Source organism: Clostridium sp., from assembly GCF_050717535.1.
Lineage (GTDB): Bacteria > Bacillota > Clostridia > Clostridiales > Clostridiaceae > Clostridium_AD.
The window spans coordinates 26,840-42,783 of sequence record NZ_JBOITM010000082.1 but is presented as its reverse complement, the minus strand read 5'-3'; the positions used below and the strand labels follow the sequence as shown (position 1 = coordinate 42,783).

Sequence of the window (15,944 nt, the reverse complement as noted above, 5' to 3'; positions counted from 1 at the left end):
AAGAATGCATATTTATACCAATGTGGAGTTAGTTTACAATAATCTGTGGTGAAGTTCTCTAAAAGGGTTAAAAAGAGCATGATATGCTATTTTGATAGTATATCACGCTCTTTTAAATTTATTCCTATAAATTTATTTCATCAAATTTATAGACTTTAAGAAGTCCTCTGCAACGGTTCTTGATTGCTCTCCATTATCTACTCTAAAGTTTAGATCACGCATAGTGTCATCGCTAATTTTATTTTCTAAGAGTAGTAATATGTCCTTTAACTCAGGATATTTCTTCAAGGTTTCTGCCCTAATTACAGGAACTGCATAGTAAGGTGGGAAAAAGTTTTTATCATCTTTTAAAAGTTGAAGATGAAATTTTTTAAGTAAGCCATCTGTGGCAAAGGCATCTAAAACCTGCGTTTCACCATTTGAAAGTGCGGTATATCTAAGTCCACCATCTATACCTTTTACATTTTTGAATTTTAGATTATATTTCTTTTGAACTCCAGGGAAGCCATCTGGTCTATTTGCAAATTCCATAGTAACTCCTGCATTTAGAGTAGAACTAATTTTTGCTAAATCAGAAATATTCTTTAATTTATTTTTCTTAGCAAAATCTTCTTTTACGGCTATTACATAAGTGTTATTAAATCCTAGAGGTTTCATTACGTCCATATTATAATTCTTAGCAAAATCAGTTTTCATCATATTATAAACTTTATCCGGATCTGTCATAGTAGGTTTCTTTAGTATATTTACAAGGCCAGTGCCAGTATATTCTACATATACATCAACGTTTTTAGATTGCATAGCACTAAATACTACTTGAGTTCCACCTAAGTTTAATTTTCTTTGAACCTTAATGTCTGTTTTCTCTTCTATTAAAGAGGCTACTATATCACCAAGTATTAATTGTTCATTAAAGTTTTTAGAGCCTACTACAATTGTATTCTTATCTTTAATAAAACTTAAAGCTACTGATGACACAATTAGTACAAGAGCTAATATTAAGGCTCCTAGTTTGAATTTTTTATTACCAAAGATTGTTTTGTTTTTTCTAACTTTAGGTGGAGTAGTCCTTATTCCTATAGGGACTACAACATCCTCTACCTTACCTATAATGAGGTCTAGGAAAATAGCAAGGAAACAAGCTGGAATAGCTCCGGCCAAAATCATATTATTATTAACTGTTGAAACACCAGAGAACACTAAATATCCCAGGCCACCGGCACCAATGAAAGCGGCTATAGTCATAAGGCCTACTGCTGTAACTGAAGATATCCTAACACCTGACATTATAATAGGCATAGCTAGTGGAAACCTAACTTTAAGAAGTACTTGAGTTTCAGTAAGTCCCATACCCTTAGCTGCTTCAATAAGTGAAGGATCTATGTTGGTTAGTCCTGTATATGTACTTTTTACAATAGGTAGCAGCGAATACATAACTACCATAATAATTGCTGGTTTGCTTCCTATACCAAGTACAGGAATTAAAAATCCAAGCAGGGCTAAACTGGGTATAGATTGAACTATATTTGTAAACCCAATGACAGGGACCGCAAGCTTTCTATATCTAACTATAATTATTCCAAGGGGTATAGCAATTGCAATAGCGATTAATATTGAAAATATAGTTAGTTGAATATGCTGCATAAGTAAATTTAATATTTCAGCTCTTCTATCTACTACAAATTGTATAAAAGATTTTATACTACTCATTATCATCTACCTCCTCATCTATAAACTGATTACTTAATATAGACAAAAGACTACTCTTGGTAAGAAGCCCTGATAGCTTTAAGTTTTCATCTATTACAGGAACAAAGCTTATGCTTTCTTTCTTTATGAGTGCTAATATATCAATTATAGAATCTTCTTGATTTACTGTTAAAATATCTTTTACCATTATATCTTTAAGCATTGTAGTTTTATCTGGATTTTTCCGGATTTGTTTTAAGGTAACAAGTCCACATAAAAAGTTAGATTTATCTACAACAAGTAAACTATCTACATGACTAGACTTCATTATTTCAATGGCTTGAAGTATTGTTCGCTCACCCACAGATTTTATAGGCATCTCTATCATAATATCTTTTGCCTTAATGAGTTCTGGCTGATTCCATATTCTATTTTTACCTACAAAGTCTCGTACAAAGTCATTAATAGGATTTTTCAATATTTCTTCTGGAGTATCAAATTGAACTACTTCTCCAGCTTCCATTATGCAAATTTTATCTCCTAGTTTTAAGGCTTCATCCATATCATGGGTTACGAATATTATTGTTTTTTTGAAATTTTGTTGTATATTGAATATCTCATCTTGAAGTTGAGTTTTTGTTATAGGGTCTAGTGCACTAAACGGTTCATCCATTAATATTACGTCAGGATCCATTACAAGAGCCCTTGCAACTCCTACTCTTTGTTGCTGGCCTCCACTAAGTTGCTTTGGGTATTTATTTGTGTATTCATCAGGATCTAGGCCTACTAGATTTAATAACTCATGAACCTTAGCCTTTATTTTATCCTTTGGCATTTTTTCTATAGAAGCTATTAAAGCAATATTTTCTCCTATAGTTAAATGAGGAAGAAGTCCTGCTTGTTGTATAACGTAACCCATGTTACGTCTAAGCTCTATAGTGTTTTTATCTCCGATCTTATCTCCATTAATTGTAATTTCACCGGAAGTTGGTGTTAGTAATTTGTTAATCATTTTTAATGTAGTAGTTTTTCCACAACCACTAGGCCCAATAAAAACAACTAATTGTCCTTTTTCTATTGTAATATTGATGTTTTTTAATATAGGTTTTCCATTAAAATTTTTATTTACATTTTTAAATTCAATCAAAATATAGCCCCCTTAGTTATGACAAAGTAACAACTCAATTATAACATTAAGTTGTTACTTTGTAAAGAATACTGTTTTATGTAAAATCTACTATTTTATAGCTAGGATTACTTATTATAATTAAATTATTATTCCAGTATTAATTAATAATTATTACATTATTTTGCGATTGTTGAATATTTTAGAGCTAAAAAAAATGTGATATATAGCTATATATCACATTTTTTTTATTTAGTTTTTAACTGGAGTTTTATTATTTAGCTAAATCTTCTATAGAATCAATATCCATATAAGAGGGAACAACTAAACCTATTTTAGCTCCTTCTAGGTTTGGTCCTAAATTTTCAACTGTATCTTTGTAGTCGGACATAAACTTCGCATGGGTCTTTGGTAGCCATGCTGCTACAATAGCATCTGCATCTCCAGTAGATACTGCAGCCCACATTGGTCCTGCGTCTACTTGTGTAAGTTTAACTTTATATCCCATATCTTCTAGTGCCAGGCCTATTACATTAGTAGATGCAATTTCTGTATCCCAAGCTACATAAGCAAGCTTGATTTCGTCGCCGTCTACTTTGGTTGTGCCTTCTGTCCATTTGCTTACTTTATCCTTATTGTCAGTAATCCATTGTCTTGCAATTTTTTTTACGTCTCCGCCAGCATTAATTTTAAGCATAACAGATTCAGAATCTGCAGGATCCCAAGCAAATTGGTCTAATATTTTATAAGCATTAGGCTTAGATTCTTTTAAGCCTTTGTGTACAACTGTGTCTATATGTTCCGCAGCACCAAAAGATCCTTTAGGGTCCTTTAAGTATTTTAAATCATATTTACTAAACATCCAGTGAGGTGACCAACCAGTAATTATAATTGGTTCTTTATTTTTATACGCATCTGCAAGTGCTTGTGTCATAGCGGCACCTGAACTAGTTTGTACTGTATAATCTAATTTATAGTCTTTAACAGCTTGCTCAGAAGCTTGCACTACGCCTGAACCAGCATCTATACCAGTTATTTTGTAATCCATTTGTTCACCAATAGTTTTATCAGCCTTCGGTGCTTCATCACCACTTTTACTACTACAGCCTATGAAAGTTAGGGCTACTAGAGAAAAAGTTAGGGCTAGGCTTAATCTTTTCAAATTGTTTTTAATCATAAATTTATTCCTCCTTATTTAATTTATTTTTTAAGAATTGCTTTTTTTATTTAACGCTTGAGTTATACGATCGAGTATCATAGCTAATATAACAATTGCAAGGCCCGAAGCAAAACCTTGTCCGGCTTCATTTCTTGTAACAGCTCTAAACACTTCAACACCTAATCCATCGGCACCGATCATAGAAGCTATAACTACCATAGATAGTGATAACATAATGGTTTGGTTAACTCCTGCCATTATTGTGTTTTTTGCAAGTGGGAGTTGAACTTTGAATAATTTTTGACTTGGAGTTGAACCGAAGGCATTTGCTGCCTCAATTAACTCCTCAGGAACTTGACGAATACCAAGATTAGTGAACCTTACCACTGGTGGCATTGCAAATATAACAGATGCAATAATTCCAGGTACCATTCCTATTCCAAAGAAAGAAACAGCTGGTATTAGATATACAAATCCAGGCATAGTCTGCATAAAATCTAATATGGGTGTTACTATATTTTGTACTATCTTGTTTTTGGACATCCAAATTCCAAGAGGGATACCTATTATAATTGATATTGAACTAGATGTTAAGATAAGTGAAAGAGTAAGCATAGTTTGCTCCCAATATCCAAGATTTTGTATTAATAATAGCCCTAATAGTGCAAATAAGGGTAATGCCCATTTTTTCTTGGTTAAGAATATAGTTAAGGCTACTATAATTAAAATGAAAATTAATGGTGGGATAGCTATTAAAGCATCACTTAAACCAGTTACAATAGTGTCAAGCGTATTCTTAATTGGTTCAAAGAACCACTGAGCATTTTCTCTTAGCCATGCTACAAGCATGTCAGTCCATTTAACTATTGGTAGTTGTGGTATTTGTGTCATCAAGATTCACCTCATTTCCCGCAAGAGCAGCTAATACTGCGCCTCGAACTATAATTCCTTTTAATATTTTATCTTCAACAACAGCTACGGGCACAGGAGAGTCGTGTATTACTTCAAATAAATCATTTAATGATAAATCTGGACGAACCACAGGAACATCTGTAATCATAACATCATAAATATCTTTATTTCCATTTTTCACGGCTTCCGCTGCAGCATCTGCAGTTACAACTCCTAAGAACTCCTTGTTTTTATTAATAACATAAATACTTGAAATTCCCGCTTGTCTCATACGTTGCAGCGCAACCCTAGGACCATGTTTTTCGATATCGATAGTCTCAGGACGTTTCATAACATGTTGTGCAGAGAATACCTTGGATCTATCTACATCCGCAACGAATTTTTCAACATAATCATCCGCTGGGTTTGTCAAAATTTCTTCTGGAGTACCAATCTGCACAATTAATCCATCTTTCATAATTGCAATTTTGTCCCCAATTTTAAGTGCTTCATCTAAATCATGAGTAATAAATAGAATTGTTTTTTTCATAGATGCTTGTAAATCTATAAGTTGATCTTGCATCTCTTTACGAATTAGCGGATCTAGTGCTGAAAAGGCCTCATCCATTAATAAAATATCTGGATCATTAGCCAGGGCCCTTGCAAGACCTACCCTTTGCTTCATTCCACCAGATAATTGACTAGGATATTGATCCTCGTAGCCTGTCAAACCTACCAATTTTAATGATTCAAGAGCTTTTTCTCGAATGTCCTTTTTATTCATACCTTGTATTTCTAATCCGAAACCAGCATTTTCCCAAACACTTCGATGGGGAAACAATCCAAAGCCTTGGAAAACCATGCTTAGTTTTTTTCTTCTAGTTTCTCTTAATTTATTTTTATCCATTTTGGCTAAATCTTCACCATCTACTAATACACTGCCCGCATTAGGCTCGATTAGACGATTGATTAATCTTACAAGAGTAGATTTCCCACTTCCGGATAATCCCATAATAACAAAAATTTCTCCTGAGTGTACTTCAAAAGATACCCTATTTACACCTACAGTCATTCCTGTTTCTTTTAAGATTTCCCCTTTTGTCTTTCCTTCTTGTAATAACTTTACTCCTTGCTTAGGATTTTTACCAAAAATCTTGGTTAATCCTTTAACTTCAATTTTTAACATTTATCCACCTCTTTTATCTTCCAATGTGTGTACTAATTGTAAACACATTTATTTAAATTTATAGCGCATTCACACATCATAACAAACTTAACTAAGAAGTTCAAATTTATGACATGAATCGACATACCAGCATTTAAGTCGTTCTAGCAGATACTCTAGATAACTGTAATATGGCTTAATATCCAGAATGTTAATTACTTACAGGTTTTATTATTAGTTTAATAAATATGCTTTATACAATTATTCTTATGTTTATTGAAATTTTTTTATAAAAAAACCCTTGCAATACAACTTTATATAAAGTTGTATTGCAAGGGTTTTTCGATAATCTTTTATTTCATTTTAAGAAAGTCTTTAATCCTATCATAACTATTTTCGTCGCAAATAACTATAAAGATATCATTATCCCTAAAGATTGTACTAGGTCCAGGTGAAAGTATTAATTTATCATCTCGTCTTATACCAATTATAGTTGCTCCAGTATTTTGCCAAAATTTAGTTCGGGATATAGTTTTATCTATTATACTCATTTCAGAATGTATTTCAAACTCAAAAGGTGTAAAGGGATTACTATTTTTAAATCTACTAGAATAATCTACTAATTCATCAATAGAAGATTCTATGGTTTTATCCAAATCTTTTTTCTTTTCAAGTAAATCACTAATGCCCTTTTTAAGAGAACTTATAGAATCTATATCCTTAAATTTATCAATGAATTTTAAAGAATTATCTACTGAATTTACAACAATTCCACTACCTTTTGTTACTTTGACTATATCCATGTCACTTAAAAGACTTATAGAGCGTCTTACAGTTTCTGGTGACACATTATATTGACTTGCAAGAGAAGACCTACCATATAGTTTATCTCCTATAGAGAAATCTCCAGATATTATTCTGTTAGCAATATCAATAGCAATTTTTTGATACACTGGTTTTAAATGAGAGTCATTTGGCATTTTTGCTTTATCAAAAGTATTAGTTAGACTTTTGATAAATTCCCCCCTTCAACTTTATAATAATATTGATTTCACAAGTCAAGTATAGGTTATAACGGGAATATTGTAAACAAAATGTGATGCCACCCACGTGGCAAGTGGCAAAGTGGACAGGGGTCAGTTTAGAGAAATATAAGTTAAACAAGAAGACTGTGTTCCTAATATGTGTTAAAATATAAATAAAAAGTAAATTATGAATGCAAATAACAATAAGCTTATAAAATTATAAAATGTAAAACAACTAAGGTATTTCTTCTTTTCTGCGTCTGTGCACTCATTCACGTATAATTTATAGGAGATGACACTGGCTAAAGATGAAATGAGTGTTCCAAGTCCACCTACAACAAGCATAAGATTAAACAAGGTAAATAATACTTTAAAATCAATATATTCTATTTTGGGAGTGGAAACAAATGAAGAGATAACAGCTAGCACCAATGCTAAGACGAAAACTGCTTCATTTTTTAATATATTTAATATATTAGTTGTGTTATGCTTAAGAGATATGGTATTGAACATTCTGTATCACTCACTTCGTGGTTAATATTATAATATTGTAGCATTTTTAACATTGAAAATCTATCAAATTATAATGTGAAGGTGATACATTAATGGTCTAGGAACATTCGAAAATAAAAAAAGATAAAGTATAGGAGAAATTTATGAAAAATTCAATAAAAGCAAAAACTATAGTTAAGGTTTTATTATGTGTCATTTGGCTTAGTTTTATTTTTTATAATGGCACAAGGCAGGGAGAAGTATCGCAAAAAAGTAGTAACGAAGTTATAAAGGTAGCCGGTATGGTGATGAAAGTTCCAGAAGATACTATAGCCAAACCTAATATTCAATTTAGTAATTTGAATTTTTATGTAAGGAAAAATGCGCATTTTTTTCAGTATTTTATTTTCAGCATATTTCTATGTGTTGCAATAAGGAATTTTAAGTTATATAAGACAACCAAAATATTTTTAGTGCTATTTTTACTTTTATTTTTTCCTGTACTTGATGAATTCATTCAAAAATACGTACCAGGAAGAACCTCAAATGTTTTTGATATAATAATTGACTTTAGCGGTGGAACTTTAGCCATGATTTTATCTAGCATTAGCTATAAATTTAGTTGCCAATTTAATAAAAAGAAACAAGTAGTGAAATCGAAGTAATGAATATTATTGATCCAATAAAGTCATAATAAGCAGGTACAAAAAATTTGCTATGAGGGGACTTGGAAAATGAAGAAAAAAGAATTAAGGATAAAAATATTAAGTGGAATGTTATGCACAGGATTAGTATTCTTTGGAGCAAATCTTACTTTTGCAGCAGAAAAAAATAATGTTGGTATAGATGAAAATGTTGCTACAAGTATAGATATTAGAGTTCCTATGGATAAGGAAAAGGTAGAGCAAGAAAGACAAGCACAGATGAAAGTTACATTAGAAGCTGTAATTGCAGATAGTGTATCATCAAAGATTATTACGCAAGCAGAAGGAGATAAGGTCTTAGAGCATGTAAAACTGAAATCTCAGGCAAAATCTGGAGATGCCAAGATAGACAGAAGGTGCAAGAATGGGAAATGTGAGGGTGGAAAAGGCGGATTATTTAATGAATTGGTAACTGAAGGTATTCTAACTGTAGAAAAATCCGAAGCGCTTAGAGAAAAACTGCACCTTAAAAATACAGAACTAAGACATGAAAAACTAAAAAATGATTTAAGTATGCTTGTAACTAATAAAGTGTTAACAGTAGAGCAAAGCAATAAAGTTAAAGAAGCTATAATGGCTAGGGAAATTGAAAAAAATGAAAATTATAAAAAAATGAAGGATATGACGGAAAAAGAAAGAAAAGATTATATGAAAAAAATTAAGAGTTCTAAGGTAAATCCGATGAAGGTACTTATTGATAATGGTACAATAACAATAGAGCAAGAAAAGGAGATACAAAAAATATTGCCTCATTATAACCATGGTAAACATGGTGTACATGGTAAAAGATAGAAATATGATAAAACCTACTGAAGTGTGTATATTATGCACTCAGTAGGTTTTATGTTTCTTAGTAATATTTAAGAAAATAACAAGGCAGTATGCTAACATCTTGTTCTTGTTGTATATTTTTATAACCTATATTAAAAAAGGTAAGAATAAGGTTGCAAGTCCTAGGAAAAAGAAGAAGCCTAGGACGTCTGTAACGGTTGTAACAAAAACAGCAGAAGCAAGAGCAGGGTCAATATTAAGCTTTTTCAGTATGACTGGTACTGAGAAACCTGATATGGTGGCTGCCACCATGTTGAGCACCATAGAAGTTCCGATAACTAATCCAAAAATTATATTTTTTTCCCAGAAAAAGCCTAAAAGAGCTACAGCAATACCTGTTGCAACACCTGTACATAGGCCTACACCGAATTCCTTTAATAATATTTTCTTGGCATTTTTAGCATCTATTTCTCCTAGGGCAATACTACGAATAATAATGGTAAGCGTTTGTGTACCTGCATTACCACCCATGCCTGCAACTATTGGCATAAAGGTGGCCAAAGCTACAACCTTTTGGATGGTACCTTCAAATAAACTAACGGTAGCGGCTGCCATTATAGCGGTTACTAGATTCACAAATAGCCAGGGCAATCTACTACTTACGGCATCTTTAAGAGAACCAGTAACCTTTTCATCTTCTTGTATACCAGCAAGACGATATAAATCCTCAGTATGCTCATCGCTAAGGATCTCCATTATATCATCTGCAGTTACTATTCCTAAAATTTGCATATCGTCATTAACTACGGGCATAGTCAAAAATCCGTATTTTTCAAATATATGCCCAACTTCTTCTCTATCCATATCAACAGGTATGCTCATAGCATTAATATTCATAATGTCATAAATTTTAACATCAAAACTATTTACTACTATATCCCGGAGAGATATAACTCCTTTTAGAAGTTTATTTTCATCAACCACGTATATGTAATAAGAGGTTTCTGCTTCTGGAGTTTCCTTTTGCAAATAAACTAAAGTCTCACCTATAGTCATATTCTGTTTTATACTGATGAATTCAGTGGCCATTATACCTCCTGCACTTTCTGCAGGGTAGTTTAATAATTCTTTTACCTCATCAACATCTTCTTTATCCATGTTTAACATAATATTTTTGGATTCATCTTCTGAAACAGATTCTAATAAATCTACCAATTCATCAGAAGACATTTCGTGTATGATTTTCCTCTGCATAATTGCAGAATGTATAAATAAGAGGTTATATTTCTCATCATCATCTGCGTCATCAATAATGTCCGCAATGACATTAGGGGATAGCTTTTGGAATAGATCTAAGGTATCTCCTTCATATTCCTTAATAGCCACTAAAATATCTGTAGGATGAATAAATTGAATGAGTTTATCTATTTCATCAATGCTTCCGTAAAGTAAAAATTCGGTTAGTGCTTTCCCGTTTAATCCGTGTGACATATTATACCTCCTAAATTGTTATTAGAGGGGGAATCTATAAATATAAATTCCATGAAAAATAGTATTTTTAGCTAAATACTAAAAAGTTTAAATTTAGCTCAATTAAGTATATGCCTGGAGGAAGGTAAAGTCAATTGGATAGAAATGCTATAAAAACTTATGACTAATAGATAGTGTTGTGTTAAAATAATTATAGATACATTATAGTAAAATATATATTTAATAATTACTTATTAGGAGAGGAGAATTTAGTTAATGGCAATTTTAGTATGCGGTGGAGCAGGTTATATTGGGAGTCATATGGTAGCTCAGCTTTTAGAAAAAGGAGAAGAGGTAGTTGTTTTAGATAATTTCCAAAAGGGACATCACGATTCATTATTGGGTGGAAAACTTTATTTTGGAGATTTAAGAGATGATGTTATACTTCGTAAAGTTTTTACAGAGAATAATATAGATGCAGTTATAGATTTTGCTGCAGATTCATTAGTGGGGGAAAGTGTTACAGAACCCCTAAAATATTTTGAAAATAACATTGGTTCAACTATAAATTTATTGAAGGCTATGAGAGACTATAATGTTAAAAAAATTGTTTTCTCATCAACTGCAGCAACTTATGGCGAGCCAGATAATATTCCTATACTAGAAGATGATAGAACTTTCCCTACTAATCCATATGGAGAATCAAAACTTGCAGTGGAGAAAATTTTAAAATGGTGTGATAATGCTTATGGCATAAAATATACAGCTCTAAGGTATTTTAATGCAGCAGGTGCTCATATAAGTGGAAAAATAGGAGAAGATCATAGACCGGAATCTCATTTAATTCCTCTTATTCTTCAGGTTGCACTTGGCCAAAGAGAAAAAATTATGATATTTGGCGATGACTATGAGACCCAGGATGGTACTTGTGTTAGAGATTACGTTCATGTAACTGATCTGGCTAATGCTCATTTACTTGCAGTGGAGAGGCTTAGACGAGGTGGAGATAGTGTAATTTGTAATCTTGGAAATGGAAAAGGCTTTTCTGTTAAGGAAGTAATTGAAACAACAAGAAAAGTTACTGGTCTTGAAATAAAGGCAGAAATGGCACCTAGACGTGCAGGAGATCCAGCAGTACTTATAGCTTCTAGTGATAAAGCTAAGGAGATTCTTGGATGGACGCCTAAGTATGATTCCTTACAAACTATTATAGAAACTGCATGGCAGTGGCATAAAGGTCATCCAGATGGGTACGAAAAATAGAAGTGTTAAATCATATGGTGAAGAGTTAAGATAAAAAAATAGTATAGGAGTAAATTCCTATACTATTTTCCAGCTAGATATATACTTATATTTTAGCTTTAGCATCAACAAAAAATACTTCTTTTTTCTTCAATATAAAGATTCCCATAAGTACAGGAATTATAAATGAAAAAAGTATAATCGGTTTAAATCCAGTTGTCACAAGTGAATACACAATGTTGGCTACTTCACCAATGAAATATATATATATGCCTAATTCCTTTTTCATCAAAATTAAAGTAATGCCTAAAGCTACTATTAATATAAGTACTATACTAATAATTATAGTAGCAGTTGGTGCTTCTGGAGTCCCCAGTGCCTTAAGTTGAGATTTAGTCGCATCTGACATAAAAAACATCATTACAAAGCCTAGTAATGCAAACCCGCTAAAAACTAATTGAATAATTGATATTGTTAGTATACCTGCCCCTACTTTTGTTTTTTGAACATTTTCCATAATATTACCTCCAATAAATGTATTTTTTATAATATAATAATGACTTTCGCCAAAATTTCATTAGTTAAATTTATTTGTAAATCGCTTTAATTGGATCCATTTTTGACGCATTAATAGCTGGTATAATTCCAAATATCACTCCGATAATAACAGAGGTTGCAGTTGCTCCTAAAATACTGACCAGGCTCATAACGGATTTAAATGGCAAGAAAATATCAAGTATTTTGCAAAAGAGGAAGCCACAGAATATACCCATTAAGCCACCCATACCTGTAACCATAATTGCCTCAAAAAGGAATTGAAGTAGAATGCTTTTGGGTTTTGCGCCAATAGCACGTCTAATACCAATTTCCCTTTTTCGCTCAGAAACAGAAACATACATTATATTCATTACACCTATTCCCCCGACAAATAGGGAAATACCAGTAACTAGGGCTATGAATGCAGTTAATCCTCCAATTATCTTTTCAAAGGCTTTTGTGACGGCTTGAGGATCTTGAAGCTTATATTCACCATTTAAATTAGGATGTGCTTTTACAAGTTCATTTTTTATATTTCCAAACACCTTATCTTTATCTTCACCTGCTTTAATATATATATCTAAGCTTGAAATAAGGGTATCAGAATTCATAGCTTCGTTTGAATCCTTTGAAATATAACTTGAGCCCCCTGTTAGAGAGAATGTACCCGCATCTGCTAAAACTCCTATGACCTCGTAGATAACTCCATTTACTGTTATACCACAACCTACTGCCTTTTCAGGAGAAACGAAAATGGCTTTTGCTGATTTATAATCCAATATAATTATCTTTTTAGAATTCTCACCTTCTTTGAAAGAACGTCCATACTGAACATTTAATTCTTTATTATCATAATTTTCCAGCATAATCAAGGCTTTTTTATCAAAATATGTACCCTCACCTGAAGTAAAGTTAAGGCCTGCAATTCCTTGAGCTGCTTCAACCTTTTCTACCCCACTTACATTCTTAAGGTAATATATATCAGATTTACTAAAAGGTTCGATTAATGTTAAATCTGCAGAAGCATTGTCTGCTGCAAAGTTAACATTTATTTTATTTGAACTGGTGTCCGCCATGGACCTATTTACCTCTGCTTTTAAACCATTACCAATTGATAAAATTGCTATTACAGAGCTTATTCCTATAATGATTCCGATCATTGTGAGAAAAACTCTTAATTTATGTGATTTTAAGCTGTAAATTGAAGTTCTGAGTAAATTGATTATAGACATATCTAATCCACCTTTGTTATCACTCCATCTTTTAAATGGATTACTTTACTGGCATATTTAGTTAAATCACTATCATGGGTTACCATAATTATTGTTTTGTTTTCTTCATTAAGTTTCTTTAGTATATTCATAATTTCTTCGCCAGTTTCACTATCTAGAGCTCCTGTTGGTTCATCAGCTAAAATTACGTATGGATCATTAATGAGAGCTCTAGCTATTGCAATACGCTGCTGTTGCCCTCCAGACAATTGAGAAGGAGATTGTTTTGACTTATGAAGAAGTCCTACTGTTTCTAAATATTTTTCTACTTTAGTAGCTTTTTCTTTTTTAGATATACGGCTGCCTTCTCTATATAGCAGTGGAAGTTCAACATTTTGACCAATGCTAAGGGAATCTATCAAGTGAAACTGTTGAAATATAAAGCCCATGTAACTATTTCTAAGTTCTGATCTTTCATTCTCATTAAGATGAGTAACATCTTTGCCATTAAATACATAGTTACCATTATCAAAATGGTCAAGAAAACCAAGAAGATTTAAAAGTGTAGTTTTTCCGCTACCTGACTTTCCCATTATCATAAGAAAATCACCTTGTTCTATAGTTAAATTTACATCTTTCAATACGTGTAAGTTGCTATCCTTTAATTTATAATATTTATTAATATTTGTTAAATCAATAAGCTTACTCAACAGAAATACCTTCTTTCATATCCTTAGTAGTCACAGCAATACGGTCATTTTCCTTTAGTCCGCTAAGTACAACAACGTCTTTGGCTGTACTATTTTTATATGTGATTGCTAGTTTGGTGAGCTTTTTATTAACAACTTTGAACACGTATTGTTTTCCAGCTTCCTGGAGTATTGAAGTCTTGGGTATTTTAATATCTGATTCTTTAAGTTTAACTGTAGCTTGTACGTGAAATCCATTTACAAGATTAGCCTGAGAATCAAATAATATATTTGCATCATAGGAAGATATAGCAGAACCTCCACCTGTTGCAGATTGAGCCACATCTACTGCAGCTGCAGCAACTGGACTAGTTCCTACACTTTCCACTTTTCCAGTTAAAGTTTTGTTTGTAGCAAATATAAGGATATCCACTTGCTGATCCTTCTTTACCTTTATCTGATCCTTTTCATTAATACTTCCTTTTACATAAAATGTAGTAGATTCAATTACAATATAAGCTTTTGTCATGTCTTTAATATCATTTAATATTACTTTGCCATCTATTGGAGCTTTTACGTTAGTGAATTCTTTGTCTTTTAAATTTTTAACCTCATTTTTTGAAGCATCAATTTGAGTTTCAACAGCATCTATTTGATCGGTGTATCCACTAAGCTGAGCCTCGGTACCGGCTGTAAGCGAGGAGGCAATTGAAGCTTTGTCAACACCTGGTGTTGTGGCTTTATTATTTGCTTTCTGCTTCTGCTTTGCTAAAAGGCTTTCAGCTTCGTTCTGTTTATTCAACAATTTATCCTTTTGTTGGTTACTAGTAGTAATTTGTTGGTTTGCCTTATCCAGCTCATCTGTAATTAGATGGTTTTTGTATGTAAAAAGAGTATCTCCCTTCTTTACTAATTGTTCATCAGTAACTGAAACCTTATCTACAGTTCCTTTTGTTTCATCAAGAAAAATATTTTCTGATTTTTCAGGAACTATGACACCATTTACGAATATTTTTTCTTTAGCGGGTATTGTATATAGAGCTATTGGATTATTTTTATTAAATGCTGAACTGTTACTATTTTTAAATACATAGGCAATAATTCCAGTTAGTATTATTAAAACAATAATTGTAATAAAAATAATATGTTTCTTTTTCATAGATTTGCCTCCCATAAATACATATTAAATCAATATAATTTTTATAAAGTATAGTTTATGATTTGAAATTCACTTTTAAAAAAATATCATGTACAGAATAACATAATTTACTGCTAATGTTATTTTTTAACATAAACGTCTCATTTATCGACATAAACAGCGCTAATGTGAAAATAAATGTAAAAAACAAGTAAAATATTGAGTTATTATATGGGAAAATATATAATAAATTTACATTGAGGGTATTTTTAGTGCAGAATGTAGTATATTTACGGAGGGCTGTTTAAAGCATAGTTGAAGAGCTTTCGCCATCTTTTTTCTGTCCTATAGCTGTTCTTGGAGCAATACCCCAACCTCCATCGCCTTCTGTAACTGTGGGCTTGTCATTAGCTAATCCAACAACAATTTTCTTATTGCTGGGTATTATTAACATTGTACCTTTAAAATGTTTGCCCGTAATCTCATATTGAGTAAATGAATACCACATAATGGGATTGAACCATTGTATCACTTGAAGGGATTCTGATAAACAACCTATTACTATATCTAGACGTTTTAATTTGATTTGTATTTATAATTTTAATATTAGATTTTAGATTTAACTTATATTTTTA

General features: G+C 32.0%; 16 protein-coding genes. 4 read left to right on the top strand and 12 right to left on the bottom strand.

Going from position 1 to position 15,944, the window contains the following annotated elements; translation table 11 throughout:
• Positions 1-132: 132 nt before the first annotated feature.
• The 6 genes from ACREVU_RS17055 to ACREVU_RS17030 all read right to left on the bottom strand — a co-directional run bounded on the left by ACREVU_RS17055 (position 133) and on the right by ACREVU_RS17030 (position 7,010).
• The gene (locus tag ACREVU_RS17055) at positions 133-1,710 is read right to left on the bottom strand and encodes an ABC transporter permease/substrate-binding protein (RefSeq protein ID WP_431552804.1); all 1,578 of its coding nucleotides are present in this window, start codon (positions 1,708-1,710) and stop codon (positions 133-135) included.
• Entirely contained in the window at positions 1,703-2,836 is a 1,134-nt protein-coding gene (locus tag ACREVU_RS17050) for an ABC transporter ATP-binding protein (protein ID WP_431552803.1), read from the bottom strand. The genes ACREVU_RS17055 and ACREVU_RS17050 overlap by 8 nt, the downstream gene beginning before the upstream one ends.
• Before the next feature lie 253 nt (positions 2,837-3,089).
• A complete protein-coding gene (locus ACREVU_RS17045; RefSeq protein ID WP_431552802.1) occupies positions 3,090-3,992 on the bottom strand; it encodes a glycine betaine ABC transporter substrate-binding protein in 903 nt (300 codons plus the stop codon).
• Between the two features lie 30 nt (positions 3,993-4,022).
• Positions 4,023-4,865: an ABC transporter permease gene (locus tag ACREVU_RS17040; protein WP_431552801.1), complete on the bottom strand. Its 843-nt coding sequence runs from the start codon at positions 4,863-4,865 to the stop codon at positions 4,023-4,025.
• Positions 4,834-6,051, bottom strand: coding sequence for a quaternary amine ABC transporter ATP-binding protein (locus ACREVU_RS17035; RefSeq protein ID WP_431552800.1), 1,218 nt, complete (start codon positions 6,049-6,051; stop codon positions 4,834-4,836). The genes ACREVU_RS17040 and ACREVU_RS17035 overlap by 32 nt, the downstream gene beginning before the upstream one ends.
• 332 nt (positions 6,052-6,383) lie before the next feature.
• Entirely contained in the window at positions 6,384-7,010 is a 627-nt protein-coding gene (locus ACREVU_RS17030; RefSeq protein ID WP_431552799.1) for a GntR family transcriptional regulator, read from the bottom strand.
• Positions 7,011-7,347: 337 nt separating this feature from the next.
• Here ACREVU_RS17030 and ACREVU_RS17025 point away from each other — a divergent pair, with 337 nt between their 5' ends.
• The 3 genes from ACREVU_RS17025 to ACREVU_RS17015 all read left to right on the top strand — a co-directional run bounded on the left by ACREVU_RS17025 (position 7,348) and on the right by ACREVU_RS17015 (position 9,043).
• Positions 7,348-7,593, top strand: coding sequence for a hypothetical protein (locus tag ACREVU_RS17025; RefSeq protein ID WP_431552798.1), 246 nt, complete (start codon positions 7,348-7,350; stop codon positions 7,591-7,593).
• Positions 7,594-7,711: 118 nt separating this feature from the next.
• Positions 7,712-8,212, top strand: coding sequence for a VanZ family protein (locus ACREVU_RS17020; protein WP_431552797.1), 501 nt, complete (start codon positions 7,712-7,714; stop codon positions 8,210-8,212).
• 69 nt (positions 8,213-8,281) lie between these two features.
• Entirely contained in the window at positions 8,282-9,043 is a 762-nt protein-coding gene (locus ACREVU_RS17015) for a hypothetical protein (protein WP_431552796.1), read from the top strand.
• Between the two features lie 126 nt (positions 9,044-9,169).
• Here the strand turns inward: ACREVU_RS17015 and mgtE are convergent, their stop codons facing one another.
• The gene (gene mgtE / locus ACREVU_RS17010) at positions 9,170-10,513 is read right to left on the bottom strand and encodes a magnesium transporter (protein ID WP_431552795.1); all 1,344 of its coding nucleotides are present in this window, start codon (positions 10,511-10,513) and stop codon (positions 9,170-9,172) included.
• 255 nt (positions 10,514-10,768) lie between these two features.
• Between mgtE and galE the strand changes: the two genes are divergently transcribed.
• Entirely contained in the window at positions 10,769-11,755 is a 987-nt protein-coding gene (gene galE, locus ACREVU_RS17005) for a UDP-glucose 4-epimerase GalE (RefSeq protein WP_431552794.1), read from the top strand.
• Positions 11,756-11,840: 85 nt separating this feature from the next.
• Here galE and ACREVU_RS17000 read toward each other — a convergent pair whose 3' ends face one another.
• From ACREVU_RS17000 to ACREVU_RS16980, 5 genes are all read right to left on the bottom strand, one after another.
• Positions 11,841-12,251, bottom strand: a complete 411-nt coding sequence (locus ACREVU_RS17000; protein WP_431552793.1) for a hypothetical protein — start codon at positions 12,249-12,251, stop codon at positions 11,841-11,843.
• Positions 12,252-12,321: 70 nt separating this feature from the next.
• A complete protein-coding gene (locus ACREVU_RS16995; RefSeq protein ID WP_431552792.1) occupies positions 12,322-13,503 on the bottom strand; it encodes an ABC transporter permease in 1,182 nt (393 codons plus the stop codon).
• A 2-nt stretch (positions 13,504-13,505) separates the two neighbouring features.
• The gene (locus ACREVU_RS16990; protein WP_431552843.1) at positions 13,506-14,195 is read right to left on the bottom strand and encodes an ABC transporter ATP-binding protein; all 690 of its coding nucleotides are present in this window, start codon (positions 14,193-14,195) and stop codon (positions 13,506-13,508) included.
• Positions 14,185-15,330, bottom strand: a complete 1,146-nt coding sequence (locus ACREVU_RS16985) for an efflux RND transporter periplasmic adaptor subunit (RefSeq protein ID WP_431552791.1) — start codon at positions 15,328-15,330, stop codon at positions 14,185-14,187. Before ACREVU_RS16985 ends, ACREVU_RS16990 begins: the two co-directional genes overlap by 11 nt.
• Before the next feature lie 283 nt (positions 15,331-15,613).
• Positions 15,614-15,817 carry a hypothetical protein gene (locus tag ACREVU_RS16980; protein WP_431552790.1) on the bottom strand — a complete coding sequence of 68 codons (204 nt, stop codon included), beginning with the start codon at positions 15,815-15,817 and terminating at the stop codon, positions 15,614-15,616.
• Positions 15,818-15,944 lie beyond the last annotated feature (127 nt).

Coding starts and splice junctions, on each gene's coding strand:
- ACREVU_RS17055 (WP_431552804.1), bottom strand. CDS start 1,710: ATGAGTAGTATAAAATCTTTTATACAATTTGTAGTAGATAGAAGAGCT.
- ACREVU_RS17045 (WP_431552802.1), bottom strand. CDS start 3,992: ATGATTAAAAACAATTTGAAAAGATTAAGCCTAGCCCTAACTTTTTCT.
- ACREVU_RS17040 (WP_431552801.1), bottom strand. CDS start 4,865: ATGACACAAATACCACAACTACCAATAGTTAAATGGACTGACATGCTT.
- ACREVU_RS17035 (WP_431552800.1), bottom strand. CDS start 6,051: ATGTTAAAAATTGAAGTTAAAGGATTAACCAAGATTTTTGGTAAAAAT.
- ACREVU_RS17030 (WP_431552799.1), bottom strand. CDS start 7,010: ATGCCAAATGACTCTCATTTAAAACCAGTGTATCAAAAAATTGCTATT.
- ACREVU_RS17025 (WP_431552798.1), top strand. CDS start 7,348: ATGACACTGGCTAAAGATGAAATGAGTGTTCCAAGTCCACCTACAACA.
- ACREVU_RS17020 (WP_431552797.1), top strand. CDS start 7,712: ATGAAAAATTCAATAAAAGCAAAAACTATAGTTAAGGTTTTATTATGT.
- ACREVU_RS17015 (WP_431552796.1), top strand. CDS start 8,282: ATGAAGAAAAAAGAATTAAGGATAAAAATATTAAGTGGAATGTTATGC.
- mgtE (WP_431552795.1), bottom strand. CDS start 10,513: ATGTCACACGGATTAAACGGGAAAGCACTAACCGAATTTTTACTTTAC.
- galE (WP_431552794.1), top strand. CDS start 10,769: ATGGCAATTTTAGTATGCGGTGGAGCAGGTTATATTGGGAGTCATATG.
- ACREVU_RS17000 (WP_431552793.1), bottom strand. CDS start 12,251: ATGGAAAATGTTCAAAAAACAAAAGTAGGGGCAGGTATACTAACAATA.
- ACREVU_RS16995 (WP_431552792.1), bottom strand. CDS start 13,503: ATGTCTATAATCAATTTACTCAGAACTTCAATTTACAGCTTAAAATCA.
- ACREVU_RS16985 (WP_431552791.1), bottom strand. CDS start 15,330: ATGAAAAAGAAACATATTATTTTTATTACAATTATTGTTTTAATAATA.
- ACREVU_RS16980 (WP_431552790.1), bottom strand. CDS start 15,817: ATGTGGTATTCATTTACTCAATATGAGATTACGGGCAAACATTTTAAA.